The following is a 12809-nucleotide window of genomic DNA, read 5'->3' as shown; positions in this document are numbered from 1 at the left end:
TAAATAGTATCATACATGTCAAGACACATCGGAGGAGAGCATGAAAAAGAATTCAGTCAGACATTTAACGATTTCAGCTTTACTTGTTGCAATGGGGATCATCATTCCAATGGTTATGCCGCGAATCACGATAGGACCAGCTTCTTTTACATTAGCTAGTCATGTACCAGTATTTTTAGCGATGTTTTTTTCACCCGGAGTTGCAATTGCGGTTAGTTTAGGTACAGGCTTTGGTTTTTTTCTGTCTGCAACACCGATCATAGCTTTAAGAGCATTTTCTCATTTACTTTTTGCACTCATAGGGGCGTTTTATTTGGAAAAACATCCGACGATCGTTTTGACTAAAAATAAATTTGTTATATTCAATGGTCGTTTTCAATTATTTAATTTTGCAATTGGCTTAATACATTCTGCTGCTGAATTAGCTGTAGTAAGTGTTTTTTATACAATGGGAAATATGCCGGAAACTTATTATTCACAAGGGTACATGTACTCGATCTTTTTGTTGATGGGGGTTGGCGGATTGATCCATAGTTTGATCGATTACAACATTGCTTATTTTGTAGCTAATGCATTAAGTAAACAATTTGATATTCCAATATTTAGTCAGGCTAAAAAATTGGAACAAGCAAAAGCAAACATCCTTCCCCAAGAGACAGAAACAATGGTATAAAAAAATGAGTAGCGGATTTATACGCTACTCATTTTTTTTATATAGCAATTAAGGCAATTTAATCACTTGTTCCGTTTCTGGATCGAAGAAGTGCGCTTTATTGATATTGAATGCTAAATCGACCATCTCTTCAGGTTTATGGAAATCACGAGCATCTACTTTTGAGATGAATTCTGTATCGCCTAATTTTGTATAAAGCATTGTTTCAGCACCTAATAGTTCAGATACCACAACTTCAGAGCGAACCACCGCATCGTTCATTGTGTCTAAGGCAACTTGCTCGCTGTGAATATCTTCTGGTCTGATGCCAAAAATAACTGATTTTCCTTCATAACCTTTTTCAACTAATAATTTATTTTTCCCTTCTGGAATGATAAGTTCCAATCCATGTCCATCACGAATGACTCCGTTGTTTAATGTAACGTTAAAGAAGTTCATAGCAGGTGATCCGATAAAGCCTGCGACAAAGATGTTATTCGGTGTATTGTAGACTTCTTTTGGTGATCCGATTTGTTGGATAAAGCCGTCTTTCATGATAACGATCCGATCAGCCATAGTCATAGCTTCTGTTTGGTCATGGGTAACATAGACGGTCGTTGTTTCTAGACGACGATGTAATTTTGCGATTTCAGCGCGCATTGCGACACGTAATTTTGCATCTAAGTTGGATAAAGGCTCATCCATCAAGAACACTTTCGCGTCACGCACGATTGCTCGACCTAAGGCGACACGTTGACGTTGCCCACCAGATAAAGCAGCCGGTTTACGGTGTAAATATTCAGTCAGCCCTAAAATTTCTCCCGCATTTTCTACACGTTTTTTGATTTCAGCTTTGTCATATTTACGTAGTTTTAAACCAAAAGCCATATTGTCAAAAACAGTCATATGAGGATATAGCGCATAGTTTTGGAAAACCATTGCGATATCCCGATCTTTTGGTGCAACGTCGTTCATTACTTTATCCCCAATTGAAAGTTCACCTTCTGTGATATCTTCTAGTCCTGCGATCATTCTTAGTGTAGTTGATTTACCACAACCAGAAGGACCTACAAAAACGATAAATTCACGGTCAGCAATTTCTAAGTTAAAATCAGTTACAGAATAATTTTCTGCATTATCATATTTTTTATAGACATGTTTTAACGCCATTTCTACCATCGTCGTCACTCTTTTCTTTTTTATTGTATCCTTAGTATAAATGAAAGCGCTGTACATTCTCAACGGAAGGTTGCACAAGAAAGAATGCAATTTTTCGTCAAAGTGACAAAGAAGCAAACATTCCTTTAACTCTATAATGGAAGAGTTTGTTATAATAAGAAAAAGAAATGAATTGAGGGATCACGGATGAAAATTGCATTGATAGCACACGATCGTAAAAAAGAATTGATGGTCAAGCTGACCTTAGCGTATCAACCGATATTAAAAGAACACGAACTTTTTGCTACGGGAACGACTGGTTTGAAAATTTCAGAAGCTACTGGACTCCCTGTTCATCGGTTTAAGTCTGGACCATTAGGTGGAGATCAGCAAATCGGGGCAATTATTTCAGAAGATAAATTAGATATGCTGATTTTTTTACGAGATCCATTAGCAGCACAACCTCATGAACCTGATGTTACAGCGCTGATTCGTTTGAGCGATGTGTATGAGATTCCTTTGGCAACCAATATCGGAACGGCTGAAATTTTATTAAGAGGATTGCAAGCGGGGTTTGTCGACTTTAGAAATGTGGTTCACGAAACAGATAATAGACCATTATCGTTTTAACTATTTTAGTCAAAGTTTGTTGCAGCAATGTAGGGAATATGCTATATTTCACTTAGGCTTAGGCCTAAATAAATCAGAGTAGGAAATAAAGCGTTAAGTGCTGAAAGGATGGGATGTTGCCTTTCGGACGAAGAATACATGAGAATAGTGAAATAGCTAGACCAGTTTTATAATCTAGCTGCACGAACTAGCTCTTCGGAAAAAAAGATGAATAATGCTAGTGGCAAAAAGCGCCACAATCAGTATTCCCTATTTTTCTGTCAGAGCTGAACGAGTTCGTTCCGCTTTTCTGTATTCGCGGTTTTGTTTTCGCATTCGCTGCATATTTTGTGTAGCAGCTCTTAGAGGAGATGCTAGAAATGAAGAAAAGAAAAATTGATACACGAACCATTACGCTGATGAGTTTATTGATTGCGTTAATGGTAGTTTTCACACGATTTATTTCGTTTGAAACCCAATTTTTACGAGTTAGTTTGACCTTTATTCCAGAGTCATTGATGGGCATTCTTTTTGGGCCATTCTGGACTGGGATAGGCAGTGCCGTAGCGGATACAGTCGGTATGTTGTTATTTCCCAAAGGACCCTATTTTCCTGGGTTCACATTGAATGCATTTATTTCTGGTGCAATTTATGGGTTCTTTTATTACAAGAAGGAATTAACTTGGAAACGAGTAATCATGGCGACGTTATCAGTCACTTTGATTATTCACATGTTTTTGACCCCATTGTGGCTTGGACTGATGTACGGTGTGAATATTTCCAATCTTGCTTGGTGGGCACCTAGAATCGTGAAGAATATCATCTTTTTCCCGATACAAGTAGTTGCTACTTACTATTTAGGGAATAAAGTTCCTTATAAGCAATTTTTGAGTAAATCCTTAACAAATTTTAAATAAAAAGAACCTCAAACTATCCTACATCCCAAGGAAGTTTGAGGTTTTTTAATACCTATTCTACTTATAATTGATTTTTAAACTGAGCGTCATATAACGCATGATAATAACCATCTTCTTTATGGATCAATTCATCATGACTACCGATTTCAACTACAGAACCTTGATCCATGACTAAAATTTTATCTGCGTTTTTAATCGTGGAAAGACGGTGAGCGATTACGAAGCTTGTACGGCCATCCATCATCTGTAAGAACGCATCTTGAATGTTTTTTTCCGTCAACGTATCAACAGAACTAGTCGCTTCGTCTAAAATCAACATGGGTGGGTCACTGATCATTGTTCGAGCAATTGTCATCAGTTGTCTTTGGCCTTCGGAAATTTTGATTCCGCTAGCACCAATCAACGTATCTAAACCTTCAGGTAGACGGGTGACAAAATCAAAAATATAGGCTTTCTTCATAGCTGCTTCAATTTGCGCATCGGTTGCATCAGGTTTTCCATAAGTCAGATTATCCCGGATCGTACTATCAAATAACCAAGTGTCTTGTAGAACCATTCCAAAACTTTTCCGCAAGCTATCCCTTGTGACTTGGGTGATTTTGTGATCATCGATCGAAATTTGCCCGTTGTCTACTTCATAAAAACGCATTAATAAATTAACTAGTGTTGATTTACCAGCACCTGTTTTTCCGACGATAGCAATAGTTTCTCCTGGAAGGGCCGTTAAGTTAAAATCTTGAATCAATGGATTTGATGGTGTATAAGCGAAATCTACATGATCGAACACCACTTTACCAGTAACCTCAGTTAACGCAAATGCATGTTCACCATCTGGTTTTTCTTCAGGTTGACTGATAATTTCAAAGGTCCGATCAAGTCCTGCTAAAGCAGTTTGAATTTGGGTTGTGATTCCAGATAATTCGATAAAAGGTTTAGAGAATTGGCTAGAATAAATCGTAAAACTAGAAATAACACCGATCGTGATAGCTTGATGACCACTTAACAATAACAAACCTCCAACAAGACCAATAGATAAGTAAGCTAAATGATCGATAAAACGTGACAGTGGGTTTGTTAGTGAAGATGAAAACTGTGCTTTTTGACCACGTACATATAACGTTTGATTCAAAGCTTCAAAGCGTTGCTGAGAAACATTTTCTTGCTGAAAGGCTTTGACGATTTTTTGATTACCAACCATTTCAGACACATATCCAGAAATTTCACCTACGATTTTTTGCTGAGCGGAAAAATTTTTCTGTGATGATTTTGCAACGACCCAATTAACTAGAAAAATAATTGGTGTCGCAATCAACACAACTGCAGTAAGGATTGGGCTTAATTTAAGCATAAAGAAAAATGCAATGATCACCACAGATAATCCTGAGAATAATTGGTTAAAAACAGCAGAGCTAGCCACAGAAATATTATCCATATCATTTGTAAAACGGCTGACAATATTGCCATGAGAAGTTTGGTCATAATAATTTAAAGGCAGACGATTTAAATGAGCGAAGGCATCTTTTCTCAGTTCTGCAACTGAAAGATAAGAAACACGGTTACCTAAACGCTGAATCAACCATTGGCTGATCACTGTAATCACTAAAATACCAGCTAAAGTGCTCAGAAATCTCAAGAGAATCGAGAAATCAACATTACCTTTTGCAATCATTGTATCAACTGATTTTCCCATATAGTAAGTCATCAAAACAGTTGTTAATCCACTAAGAATACCCAGAATAACGGCAGCAATCATTTCCTTAGGATATCGGAGCAAATAGGGCATGAAACGATTAAATGAACTAATTGTTGTTTTTTTCGTTGTCATGATATAGTTTCCTCCTCTTGTGAAGCAACAATTTCTTGGTAGGCTTCTGAATAGTGTAATAATTCTTCGTGAGTTCCTAGACCAACTTGTTTTCCACTAGCCAAAACTAGAATTTGATCCGCTTGTTGAATCGAACTGATTCGTTGTGAAATTAAAATCAGGGTCGTTTCTTTTAAATCTTGACGTAAAGCTGTTCGCAAGTTTAGATCTGTTTGATAATCTAGAGCACTTAAAGAGTCATCTAAAATTAAAACGTCTGGTTTATGAATCAAGGCACGGGCAATCGTTAAACGCTGTTTTTGACCACCAGAAAAATTTTTTCCGCCTTCGTATACGATTGTATCTAGACCGTCACTTAGGTTTTCAACGAAATCTTTGCACTGAGCAGTTTCTAATGCTTGCCAGCATTCTTCATCCGTCGCGTTTTCTTTGCCCCATTGAAGATTTTCTCGAATCGTTCCCGTAAATAAAACAGCGGTTTGAGGTGTAATTGCGATTTTTTTGCGTAGTTTATCTAGAGGCCAGTCACGGACATTGAGACCATCGACAAATAGATTTCCTTCGCTCGTATCATAAAAACGAGGAATTAATTGTGTTAAGGTGCTTTTACCACCGCCTGTGGGTCCAGTGATACCTAACACAGAATTTGCTGGAATCTTCAAAGAAATATCAGTCAGTGCTAATCCTGCAGATGGTTGATAGCGAAATGAGACATGATCGAATACAATTCCTGCTGTTTGTCCTTTTATAGAAATATCCTCATTATCTGATTGAATACTTGGCTCTACAGATAATACTTCACTAACTCTTGACGCAGAGGCAGAAGCACGAGTAAAAATGATAACCAAATTTGACACAACAATCAAAGCAAGCAACATTTGATTCATATAGTTGATCAAAGCCAATACCTCACCTTGTTGTAATCCACCAATTTCGACTTTGATGCCGCCGAGATATAGCAAAGCTAAAATACCAAGATTCATTACTAGGGTAGTAGCAGGAGTTAATAAGGCTGAAATGTTAGAAACACGAATATAAATAGAAGAAAGATCATCCGTTACTTCATTTACATGCTTTTCTTCGGTTTTTTTTCTAGCAAAAGCCCGAATGACACGAACACCACTTAAATTTTGACTGATTTGTCTGTTTAACAAATCCAACTTTTCTTGTACTTTTTTATATAAGGGCACTGTCGTTTTTATAATGAAATAAAGAATAAGGCAAAAGATTGGCAGCATAAGTAGAAAAATCAATCCCATTTGCACATTGATATAAAAAGCCATTATGACAGAACCAATACTTAAAAAAGGTGCACGAATCACAAGGCGAATCAACATGGCTAAAGCCAATTGTAACTGATTGATGTCATTGGTCATACGCGTAATCAAAGTGTCAGTTCCAAAACTATTTAATTCAGCATGGGAAAGCTGGTTGATTTTTTTCATTAACTGATTTCTCAACTCTGTTCCAAAACCTTGAGATGCAACTGAGGAATAATATTGACAGATCATGACACAGATTAATCCAATCACAGACATCAAAAACATCCATCCAGCCATTTGTAGCACATAAGATCGGTCATTATTTCTGATCCCTTGATCCACTAAACGAGCCATAAATAAGGGCAAAACTAATTCAAAACAAGCTTCTAAAAACTTGAAAAAAGGTCCAAGAATAATTTGCTTGCGGTATTTCTTTGCATAAGTAAGTAGACTGAACATGGGATTCCTCCTAAGTTTAAAAGTGTGTCGGCTCAATTATCTTTTCCGAGAAGTTAGTCTGCAAAACGAAAGACTACATGCTAACATCTTTTTGTTTTAGCTGAAAATAAACGGATAATGAGCGGATTATTCTTATAAAAAGATTTCTCTTCTATTGTATATCAATTTTTCTTGATAATAAAGTTGCTCGCACAAACCTATAGTTCTTTGATACAATAAATAGCAAATGCTTATTTAAAGGAGAAAATATATGAATGAATTTATTAAAATCGTTTTATTATTTTTTATCTACTCGTTTATCGGTTGGTTGTGGGAGACCGTTTATTGCTCATTAAAAGCTGGTAAGTTTGTGTATCGAGGCTTTTTATTAGGACCCTATTGTCCAATCTACGGTTTTGGTATTTTAGGCGTTCTCTATTTTTTAGAGCCACTAAAACAAAATATTGTCATTTTATATTTATTATCAACGATTTTAGTTACTATTTTGGAGTATATCACGAGTTACGGGTTAGAAAAGTTATTTCATGCTTCTTGGTGGGATTATAAAGATGTACCACTGAATATTAATGGGCGCGTCGCTTTGCCTGTTTCGTTATTTTGGGGAATCGGTTGTGTACTGATCGTACGTGTCATCCATCCCAAAGTGATGTTATTCGAACGATTTTTATCTGAAAAATTTGGTATTCTGCTACCAATTATTTTATTGCTCCTGATCGTGAGTGATTTGTTTTATACTTTAGTAAACATGCAGTCTTTCAAAAAAGTCACGGCACAAATCAGTACAGCGGTAGAAGATCGCAAACAAGAACTATCTGCTGTGTTGACTGAAAAACGGGATGAACTGTCTGCTAATCTAACCGAACTAAAACAATCTGTGTCAGAAGAACTCAATGAGCGCAAGCAGCTAAAAGCAGCTGAACGAACTTCTTGGTTGGAAGAGTTTAAAGAAACACCAACAATCAAAAAATTATTAACACATATGAGCTTCAATCAAAAACGGTGGGTACGAAATTATCCCAATTTAAAGTTGAAAAATGTGAAAAATCCTTCTGAAGTTCAACAAATCATCAATAAAAACAAAAAAAATAGTAAGTAATATGTATTGAGTATAACAGTCTGTTTTAGTGTTCCATAATTGATAGAAACCTTGATTTATATGGGTATTTATGAGACTATCAGAAATAAAATGAGGCGAATTAAAACGAACAATGTTACAGGAAAAGGGCTGTTTTCGCTAAAACGTAACAAATTGTAACAGTATTGAAATAAAATAAGCCCTATAGATTAGTATAATAGGTGGAGTTGGATTTAGTTAGGAAAGGTGTTGGATTCAGTGAAAGTAAAAAAATTGATACCATTTTTAGCTGCTATCATGCTAGTAAATGTCGCTCTTCCAATTGGAGCCGCAGCAGAGTCATTAGACGAGCTGAAGGATAAAGAGGCGCAAGCTTCACAAACGGGAGCATCACTTAGCGAAGATATCAATACAGCTTTGAATGATGTTAATGAAAAATACGCTGAAATTGAAAAACTCAAATTAGATATTTCAAAAGCTGAAGAAACAATCAAAAACTCTGAAGCTGAAATCACAGTGACAGAACAAAGTATTGCACGCCGTAAAGAAGTCGTTGGAAATCGTATGAAAGATGTCCAGCTAAGCGGGGAACAACGTACATGGCAAGTATTATTAGATGCTGAAAGTGTATCAGATTTCTTTAATAAAGCGTATGCGATGACTATTTTACAAAATGCAGAAAAAGAAAAAATCGATCGTCTATCTGAAGATAAAGAAAAATTATCTGAGCTTCAAGAAACTGTAAAAAATAAACAAGAAGAATTACAAACCAACGAATCAAAATTACAGGATGAAGCATCAGCAATGAATGAACAAGTTGTAACCTTAAAACAGCAATTATCTGATAATCAAGAAGCGTTACAACAAATTGCCAGCCAAAAACAGACTGAAGAAAAACGAATCACTGATGAGAAAAAAGCAGCTGAAGCTCGCAAACAACAAGAGGCAGCTAAAGAAGCTCAAAGAAAAGCTGATATTGTTTCATCGTCAAGCTCAAGCAACAGTTCTTCATCAAGTAGTGAGTCAAGCGACAGTTCAAGCTCTAGTTCTAGCAGTGAAGAACAACCAGTCGTTACACCTCCATCTCAACCAGAAGAAGTACCAAGCACTGGTGGAGAGACGGGGAATGGTGAAGCAAATGGTCGTGTTCTATACATGCAATCAACAGCTTACTCATGGAGAGAAGCAGGTTCTGGCTTTATTACAGCAACAGGGATCGATCTTCGCTCACAAAGCAATGTGATTGCAGTTGACCCAAGCGTGATTCCGCTAGGTTCACTTGTTCAAGTAGAAGGCTATGGATTTGCAGTTGCTGGTGATACTGGCGGCGCAATCAAAGGCAATATCATTGACGTTCATTTCCCTACAGTTGACCAATGTTTAACATGGGGACGTAGAAATAATGTTAAAGTCACAATTCAATAAAACAATGAAGACGCTCATTGAGCGTCTTTTTTTTGTGGGTGGAACCAAAACTAAAAATCAGTTTTATTTCGCGCACTAGATACGAATAAACGGCGGGAAAAAACAGCTACTATGCTTCGATCACATCGAATTCTAAGTGCTAAAGCACTAAGTTTTGAAGGCTTCGGAAATACGCTGAAATTGTTGTAAAACACAGTGAATATAATGAACTGATGTTGCGCAATACTACTCGTTCACAAAAATTTGAAGAGCACCAAGTAGGTACTAACTATCATCAGTTCACAAGCTCACTGTGAAACTTGGCAATTTCCGTGAATACCCTCTTATTTTTCTGATCTAAACGCTTTCGTCTCGACCTCATTTTGTAAGAAAAGCAATTTTTGTTAGAGAACTGAATGGAATCACAAGCGCTTCATTCTAATTATTAAAACAAATTAAAAAAAAAGTGAATGTAATGCATTAAAGAAAAATAAATGTTACACTTCAATAAAGAAAGTGAGGAATAACAATGATTCGTTTTGCAACAAAAGAAGACGGAGAGGCTATTGCTCCGTTAATTTTAGTTATTTTAAAAGATATGGAATTACCTTTATTGGAAATCATTCCAGAAGAAACGCTTTTGGCTGTCTTGGCTGAAGCAGTAGAAGATCCAATCTATCGTTATGGCTATAAACGAGGATTAGTGTATGAAGAAGATGGACAGGTTGCTGGAATTGCATTTGGTTATCCAAATGAAGATGAGCCAATAATTGATGAACCACTAAAAAAAGTTTTAAGTAAATACAATTTGGATGAAGAAATCAGAATATTTATCGACCCCGAAACATTGCCGAATGAATGGTATTTAGATTCGATTTCTGTCGATGAAAAATATCGTGGAACAGGAATTGGGTCTAAATTACTAGATGCTTTGCCAAAAATGGCTAAAAGAGATGGTAAAGAGATTATTGGATTAAGTGTGGATAAAGGAAATCCTAATGCTAAAAAATTGTATAGCCGTAAAGGCTTTAAAGATGTTGCTGAGATGATGATCAGTGGCCATCTGTACGATCATATGCAGAAAAAAATCAGCGAATAACACTCGCTGATTTTTACTTTATATTAACAAGTTCCCCAACCAATGATTGGTTTATGATTCTGATTCTTTTTTTTATTATACAACCAATAATCTAAGACGGCAGCAACACAAATACATAACGGCGCATCTTCATCATCAGCAACTTCCAAGCTAAAGTAATTACCAGAAAAAAGAGTTGCTTTACTCATTTCCATCACTTTGCGATTGACTTGATAAATGGAATAACGATGATTCCTAATATCGCCTAAAACAGTCCAATGCATATGTTGAATATAATAAAAATCAGCATTTAAATTTAAGATTTTTCTTAGGACACCAACTTTTTCAAATCCTTTATACAAATCAAAACGTGAACCAAAGGCAAATGATGTCTGCCTGATACTAGCAACTAACTCACCACTCATCGTGTATAAAGAAAGTGCGTCTCCACGTGTTCCCCAGCGGCCAACAAGTAAGAAAATGGACTTGCCGTCTTCGTCTTTGACAAGGGTTCTTGTGACCTTACTCAATTGTTGTTCTTGAATAAAAAACTCAGACACCATATCTCACCTCTTTTCGTTATTGTTAAGCAGCTTGAACGATTATAAATCTTCCCTGATTGCTCGTAAAATCGCTTCACCTACACCATTATCTAAATTGGTAGAAGTAATATATTTGGCATGATCTTTTACTTCCAACTCGGCATTTCCCATTGCGAAACTAACGTCGGCCCACTGCAACATACTGACGTCATTAAAGTTATCACCGATCGTCATGACTTCTTTTTCGGAAATCCCACGTTCTTTTGCGACATGAGCCACTGCAATTCCTTTTTGTGCATTTTTATGATTGACTTCAATATTATTTTGAGCAGAAGAAGTAACAACTAAGTCTGCAAGTCCCCTGATTTGAGTACTTGCAGGAGCTAGTACTTTAGGTCCTTCCATGCTAAAACCAATGATTTTTAAAACTTCGATATCTTTTTGTTGAATCAAGGTACGCATATCTTCGATATAAGTAATATCCAACAATGATAAATGAGCTGCAGCCATCGCAATTGCTACTTTATAGGTCAAATGTGGCATTGTAGTGGCGATATGAGAAGCAAAATTTTCAATTCTTTTTTCTTGTTGTTCAGAGTATATCCCTTTATTAGTCGACACTTCAAAATAAATGTCATTGGCATCTAATATATCTAAGATGTCATTGGCTGTCTTTTTTTCGATTCCAGCAGTGAATAGTGAGTTACCTGCTTTATCAAAAACTTTAGCACCATTTAAAGTAATCATCGCGCATTCGATCCCAGCTTCTTCTAAAGCAGGTTTAGCCTCCGCGTATGCTCGGCCAGTGGCAACCATAAATTCGATCCCTAGACGTTCGGCTTCTCTAATAGCAGAAACATTGTCCTTTGAAATCCCCATTTTTGAATCCAGTAGTGTTCCATCCATATCTGAAGCAATCAATTTAATCATAAAATTTTCTACCCCTCGTTTATTTAACTTATCTATAGTTTACCATGTTTTTTCCATTTCAGTGCAGAAAAAATTCTCTTGTCACATCTTAAAAAATCAGATATGCTAAAAGTGTAAAAGAAAACTGTCAGAATAGAAGCTTTACTTATTAAGAGTTAAATATTGGAATCAATCTAATCAAGGAGGGCAACTAATGAAAGCAATCATTCATAATAGTTGGCAGGAAGTTTTAGAAGAAGAATTTACGAAAGAATACTATTTAAACTTACGAGAATTTTTAAAACAGGAATACAGCGTTCAAACGATTTATCCAGATATGTATAATATTTACTCAGCATTAGAACTAACGCCATATGAGGAAGTAAAAGTTGTGATATTAGGGCAAGATCCTTATCATGGACCGAATCAAGCACATGGCTTAAGCTTTTCTGTACAACCTGGGGTCAAAACACCACCTTCCTTAATGAATATCTATAAAGAACTTCAAGCAGATTTGGGGTATCCGCCTGTTTCACATGGTTTTTTAGAAAGTTGGGCGAAGCAAGGAGTCCTTTTATTAAACACTGTTTTAACTGTTCGCAATGGCCAAGCCTATTCGCACCGGGGACAGGGCTGGGAAAACCTTACAGATGCTATTATTAAAAAGTTAAATGAGCGTGATAAGCCAATCGTATTTATCTTATGGGGCAAACCAGCACAAGAAAAAATCAAGATGATCGATACAAACAAACATATTATCATCAAATCGCCGCATCCAAGTCCGCTAGCTGCTCATCGTGGTTTTTTTGGATCAAAGCCATTTTCTAAAACTAACCAAGCGTTAGAACAATTAGGAGAGACTCCAATCAACTGGCAATTGCCTGATACAGTGTCATAAAACAGGACGCTCTGTTATAGT

Annotated in this window: 12 protein-coding genes and 1 riboswitch; of the genes, 7 read left to right on the top strand and 5 right to left on the bottom strand. The window is 36.4% G+C overall.

The features are described 5' to 3' along the window. Window positions 1–40: 40 nt before the first annotated feature. Window positions 41–673 carry a hypothetical protein gene (locus IGJ02_RS12785; RefSeq protein WP_430602236.1) on the top strand — a complete coding sequence of 211 codons (633 nt, stop codon included), beginning with the start codon at window positions 41–43 and terminating at the stop codon, window positions 671–673. A gap of 48 nt (window positions 674–721) precedes the next feature. Here IGJ02_RS12785 and IGJ02_RS12780 read toward each other — a convergent pair whose 3' ends face one another. Then, window positions 722–1831, bottom strand: a complete 1110-nt coding sequence (locus tag IGJ02_RS12780) for an ABC transporter ATP-binding protein (RefSeq protein ID WP_010762797.1) — start codon at window positions 1829–1831, stop codon at window positions 722–724. A gap of 186 nt (window positions 1832–2017) precedes the next feature. On the opposite strand from IGJ02_RS12780, the gene mgsA reads away from it, so the two are divergent. Next, window positions 2018–2440 carry a methylglyoxal synthase gene (mgsA, locus tag IGJ02_RS12775; RefSeq protein ID WP_010762798.1) on the top strand — a complete coding sequence of 141 codons (423 nt, stop codon included), beginning with the start codon at window positions 2018–2020 and terminating at the stop codon, window positions 2438–2440. A 72-nt stretch (window positions 2441–2512) separates the two neighbouring features. Continuing rightward, a riboswitch (THF riboswitch) is annotated at window positions 2513–2623 on the top strand. A 176-nt stretch (window positions 2624–2799) separates the two neighbouring features. Continuing rightward, window positions 2800–3336 carry a folate family ECF transporter S component gene (locus IGJ02_RS12770; RefSeq protein WP_010762799.1) on the top strand — a complete coding sequence of 179 codons (537 nt, stop codon included), beginning with the start codon at window positions 2800–2802 and terminating at the stop codon, window positions 3334–3336. A 61-nt stretch (window positions 3337–3397) separates the two neighbouring features. On the opposite strand, the gene IGJ02_RS12765 is transcribed toward IGJ02_RS12770, so the two are convergent. Together IGJ02_RS12765 and IGJ02_RS12760 are read right to left on the bottom strand one after the other, a co-directional pair. Then, complete coding sequence (locus IGJ02_RS12765) at window positions 3398–5161, bottom strand: ABC transporter ATP-binding protein (RefSeq protein WP_430602235.1); 1764 nt, start codon at window positions 5159–5161, stop codon at window positions 3398–3400. Then, window positions 5158–6882, bottom strand: coding sequence for an ABC transporter ATP-binding protein (locus IGJ02_RS12760; RefSeq protein ID WP_430602234.1), 1725 nt, complete (start codon window positions 6880–6882; stop codon window positions 5158–5160). Before IGJ02_RS12760 ends, IGJ02_RS12765 begins: the two co-directional genes overlap by 4 nt. Window positions 6883–7132: 250 nt before the next feature. Between IGJ02_RS12760 and IGJ02_RS12755 the strand changes: the two genes are divergently transcribed. The 3 genes from IGJ02_RS12755 to IGJ02_RS12745 all read left to right on the top strand — a co-directional run bounded on the left by IGJ02_RS12755 (window position 7133) and on the right by IGJ02_RS12745 (window position 10460). Next, on the top strand, window positions 7133–7978 hold the full coding sequence (locus tag IGJ02_RS12755; RefSeq protein WP_430602233.1) for a putative ABC transporter permease: 846 nt from the start codon (window positions 7133–7135) through the stop codon (window positions 7976–7978). 228 nt (window positions 7979–8206) lie between these two features. Beyond that, window positions 8207–9382 (top strand): 3D domain-containing protein, encoded by a 1176-nt coding sequence (locus IGJ02_RS12750; RefSeq protein WP_010762803.1) that lies wholly within the window; start codon window positions 8207–8209, stop codon window positions 9380–9382. A 508-nt stretch (window positions 9383–9890) separates the two neighbouring features. Continuing rightward, window positions 9891–10460 carry a GNAT family N-acetyltransferase gene (locus IGJ02_RS12745; RefSeq protein ID WP_430602232.1) on the top strand — a complete coding sequence of 190 codons (570 nt, stop codon included), beginning with the start codon at window positions 9891–9893 and terminating at the stop codon, window positions 10458–10460. 23 nt (window positions 10461–10483) lie between these two features. Here the strand turns inward: IGJ02_RS12745 and IGJ02_RS12740 are convergent, their stop codons facing one another. Continuing rightward, on the bottom strand, window positions 10484–10999 hold the full coding sequence (locus IGJ02_RS12740) for an LURP-one-related/scramblase family protein (protein WP_034683006.1): 516 nt from the start codon (window positions 10997–10999) through the stop codon (window positions 10484–10486). A gap of 42 nt (window positions 11000–11041) precedes the next feature. Next, on the bottom strand, window positions 11042–11911 hold the full coding sequence (locus tag IGJ02_RS12735) for a Cof-type HAD-IIB family hydrolase (RefSeq protein ID WP_010762806.1): 870 nt from the start codon (window positions 11909–11911) through the stop codon (window positions 11042–11044). A gap of 193 nt (window positions 11912–12104) precedes the next feature. Between IGJ02_RS12735 and IGJ02_RS12730 the strand changes: the two genes are divergently transcribed. After that, entirely contained in the window at window positions 12105–12788 is a 684-nt protein-coding gene (locus tag IGJ02_RS12730) for a uracil-DNA glycosylase (RefSeq protein ID WP_430602231.1), read from the top strand. Window positions 12789–12809: the final 21 nt, after the last annotated feature.

Origin of the sequence: Enterococcus sp. DIV0724b, assembly GCF_050531475.1 — a bacterium.
Classification (GTDB): domain Bacteria; phylum Bacillota; class Bacilli; order Lactobacillales; family Enterococcaceae; genus Enterococcus_L; species Enterococcus_L haemoperoxidus.
The sequence above is the reverse complement of the archived record's forward strand: the minus strand, read 5'-3'. Positions and strand labels throughout refer to the sequence as shown.

Bases quoted from the DNA above. Each gene is read 5' to 3' on its own strand.
- IGJ02_RS12785 (WP_430602236.1), top strand. From the start codon at position 41: ATGAAAAAGAATTCAGTCAGACATTTAACGATTTCAGCTTTACTTGTT.
- IGJ02_RS12780 (WP_010762797.1), bottom strand. From the start codon at position 1,831: ATGGTAGAAATGGCGTTAAAACATGTCTATAAAAAATATGATAATGCA.
- mgsA (WP_010762798.1), top strand. From the start codon at position 2,018: ATGAAAATTGCATTGATAGCACACGATCGTAAAAAAGAATTGATGGTC.
- IGJ02_RS12770 (WP_010762799.1), top strand. From the start codon at position 2,800: ATGAAGAAAAGAAAAATTGATACACGAACCATTACGCTGATGAGTTTA.
- IGJ02_RS12765 (WP_430602235.1), bottom strand. From the start codon at position 5,161: ATGACAACGAAAAAAACAACAATTAGTTCATTTAATCGTTTCATGCCC.
- IGJ02_RS12760 (WP_430602234.1), bottom strand. From the start codon at position 6,882: ATGTTCAGTCTACTTACTTATGCAAAGAAATACCGCAAGCAAATTATT.
- IGJ02_RS12755 (WP_430602233.1), top strand. From the start codon at position 7,133: ATGAATGAATTTATTAAAATCGTTTTATTATTTTTTATCTACTCGTTT.
- IGJ02_RS12745 (WP_430602232.1), top strand. From the start codon at position 9,891: ATGATTCGTTTTGCAACAAAAGAAGACGGAGAGGCTATTGCTCCGTTA.
- IGJ02_RS12735 (WP_010762806.1), bottom strand. From the start codon at position 11,911: ATGATTAAATTGATTGCTTCAGATATGGATGGAACACTACTGGATTCA.
- IGJ02_RS12730 (WP_430602231.1), top strand. From the start codon at position 12,105: ATGAAAGCAATCATTCATAATAGTTGGCAGGAAGTTTTAGAAGAAGAA.